General features: G+C 74.2%; 1 protein-coding gene and 1 pseudogene. One reads left to right on the top strand and one right to left on the bottom strand.

Features of this window, described 5'->3' with window-relative positions; all coding sequences use genetic code 11:
- Positions 1–421: pseudogene (locus CCN44_RS41055) on the top strand (hypothetical protein); the annotation flags it as partial.
- 47 nt (positions 422–468) lie between these two features.
- Here the strand turns inward: CCN44_RS41055 and CCN44_RS41050 are convergent.
- Positions 469–2,821 (bottom strand): right-handed parallel beta-helix repeat-containing protein (locus CCN44_RS41050; protein ID WP_086704301.1); only part of this gene is annotated, 2,353 nt, incomplete at its 5' end.

Here is a 2,821-nt window from a genome sequence, read left to right as displayed (position 1 = left end):
CGTCCTCGCCGCCGCCGCGGCCTGGCAGCTGCCGCCGTCCGTACGCCGCCGGGTCGCCCTGCTCACCTACGGCTCCCCGCTGGAACGCCTGTACGGCCGCTGGTTCCCGGCCCACTTCGGCCCGCCCGCGCTCGCCGCCCTGCACCACGACATCGCCTGCTGGCGCAACCTCTACCGGCGCACCGACCCCATCGGCGGCCCCGTCCGCGTCCCCGACGACGCCAGCCCCGACGTGGACCACGGGCCCCTGCCGGACCCACTCGCCTACGGCCGCACCCTCGACCACCCGCTCCCGGCGCCGATCCTCGGCCACTCCGACTACCAGTCGGACCCCGCCTTCACCCGCGAACGGGCCCGCCTCCTGGCCCGGCTGTGCCCCGAGGTCCCGGGGCAGCGCCCGGACCCGGACACCCGGGACTGACGCCGTCGCCGGGCGCCCGGGATTCCCGGCCCCGGCGTGCAGGCCGTTCAGGGCAGGTCCGGCAGGTCCTCCGCGTACAGGAGGGTCAGGTCGTCGGTGGTGGGGTCGGGCAGCTGGGCGACGCGGCTCGCGTGGCGCTCCACCATCGCCTCGAACGTCTGCCGGGCGGTGCGGCCGTTGCCGAACGCCGGGCCCTTCGGGATCGCCGTGAAGTACTTCAGCAGCGCCTCGGACGCCCCCGGCGCCAGCCGGTACTCGTGCTCGTCGGCCTGCTGCTCCACGATCCGCAGCAACTCCTCGGGGCCGTAGTCCCCGAAGGTGATGGTGCGCGAGAAGCGGGAGGCCACGCCCGGGTTGACGGACAGGAAGCGTTCCATCTCCGCGGTGTACCCGGCGACGATCACCACCACCGCGTCCCGGTGGTCCTCCATCAGCTTCACCAGGGTGTCGATGGCCTCCTTGCCGAAGTCCCGCCCGGCGTCCTCCGGGGACAGCGCGTACGCCTCGTCGATGAACAGCACACCGCCGCGCGCCCGTTCGAAGGCCTCTTGCGTGCGGATCGCCGTGGAACCGATGTGCTCGCCGACCAGGTCGACCCGGGACACCTCCACCAGGTGGCCCTTCTCCAGTACGTCGAGCGAGGCGAGGATCTCGCCGTAGAGCCGGGCGACCGTCGTCTTGCCGGTGCCGGGGGAGCCGGTGAAGACCAGATGCCGTTTGACGGAGGCCGCCTTCAGCCCCGCCCGCTGCCGGCGCCGGCCCACCTCGATCATGTCGGTCAGCGCCCGCACCTCGCGCTTGACGCTCTCCAGGCCCACCAGCGCGTCGAGTTCCCCGAGCACGTCCTTCGACGTGCGCTGCGGCTGCTCCGGCTCCGCGGCGGCGACCGGCGGCTGCTCCGCCGCCCGCTGCCCGGGGAACGTGCCCAGCAGCCCGGCGGACTGCGTCACCGTCTGCACGGCCGCCTCCCGGACCGCGGGCGCCCGCGGTCCGCCGCTCTCGTCGCTGGTGCAGTCCTCCACGACCGGCCCGGTCCCGGCCCCCGCGTCCGGGCCGCCGTCGGCGAACTCGTATCCGCCGCGCGCGCACCGCTCCGTACGGCACTTGCGCAGCGTCGTACGACAGCCGTCGATCACATGGAAGCCGTAGCCGCCGCTGCCGGTGACCCGGCAGTTCAGGAAGCTGCCCCGGCCGCCCGCGGAGACGTAGAAACCGGCCTCGGAGGGGGAGTCGACCGTGCAGCGCTCGATGGTCGGGTCGGCGCCCTTGGTGACGATCACCCCGGTCTGGGTGGCGTCCAGGGTGCAGTTGTTGAGCGTGCCGCCGCTGCCGTGGTCGCGGAACCAGGCGCCGGTGGCCGCCTCCCTGATCCGGCAGTCGTCCAGCTGCGCGGTCGCCCCGTCGCTCACCGACACGGCCGTGTTGCGCACCTGCGACAGGTCGCTGTCCACGACGTCCGCGCGGGAACCGCGGTCCAGCACGAACAGCGCGTCCGGCACGTCGTGCACCCGGCAGGAGTCGAGGACGGCGGTGGCCCCGTCGCTCACCCACACCGCCGGATAGTCGCCGGTGCTGTCGAAGATCTCGCACTGGTTGGCGTCCACCCGGGTCCCCGGGTCCCACACCGACAGCCCGTTGCGCCCGAACTGACGGACCGTCGTCCGGGTCAGTGTGAGCACCGAGCGGGAGCGCAGGTCGACCGCGTTCTCCGGGATGTCGTGCAGATGGCAGTCGGCGAGCGTGAGCACCGCGTCGGTGTCCAGGGTGATGCCGTCGGCGGTGGTGCGGTGCACCTCGCAGTCGGTCAGATGCGCGGTGGCCCGCTGGGTGACCTGCACCCCGGAGCCGCGCACCTCGTAGATCTCGCAGCCCACCGCTTCCAGCGAGGAGTTCTCTCCGGTGGCGGTCAGACCGGTGCCCGAGGCGTGGTGCACCCGGCAGCGCTCCAGCCGCGGATGGGCCCCACCGCGCACCGCCACACCGGCCTGCCCGGCCGCGACGACCTCGCAGTCCTCGAACACCCCGCCCCCGCCGTCGAGTACGGCGATGCCGATGCCCGCCGGGTTGTCGACGGTGCACCGGCGCACGGTCGGGCGGGCGCCGCCGCGCACCTCGATGCCGACGGCGGACCGGGTGACGATCCGCACGTCCATCAGCTCGGGCGTACCCTCCTCGACCAGCAGCGCGGGCGCCGCCGCGTCCTGGCCCTCCACGTGCACGTCCTGCACGACGGCCGAGGCCCGCACGGTGAGCGGCACCCCGTCCACCGGCGCGATCCGCACCGAGCCGGGGGAGCCCTCGGGCCCACGGAGCGTCACCGCCCGCTGGACGACGAGGTTCTCCCGGTAGGTGCCGGGGGCGATGGTGAGGACGTCGCCGTCGGCGGCGGCCTCCAGGGCG

Origin of the sequence: Streptomyces tricolor, assembly GCF_002155905.1 — a bacterium.
In the GTDB taxonomy this organism is placed as follows: Bacteria; Actinomycetota; Actinomycetes; order Streptomycetales; family Streptomycetaceae; genus Streptomyces; species Streptomyces tricolor.
This window is presented reverse-complemented; position numbering and strand designations above follow the sequence as displayed.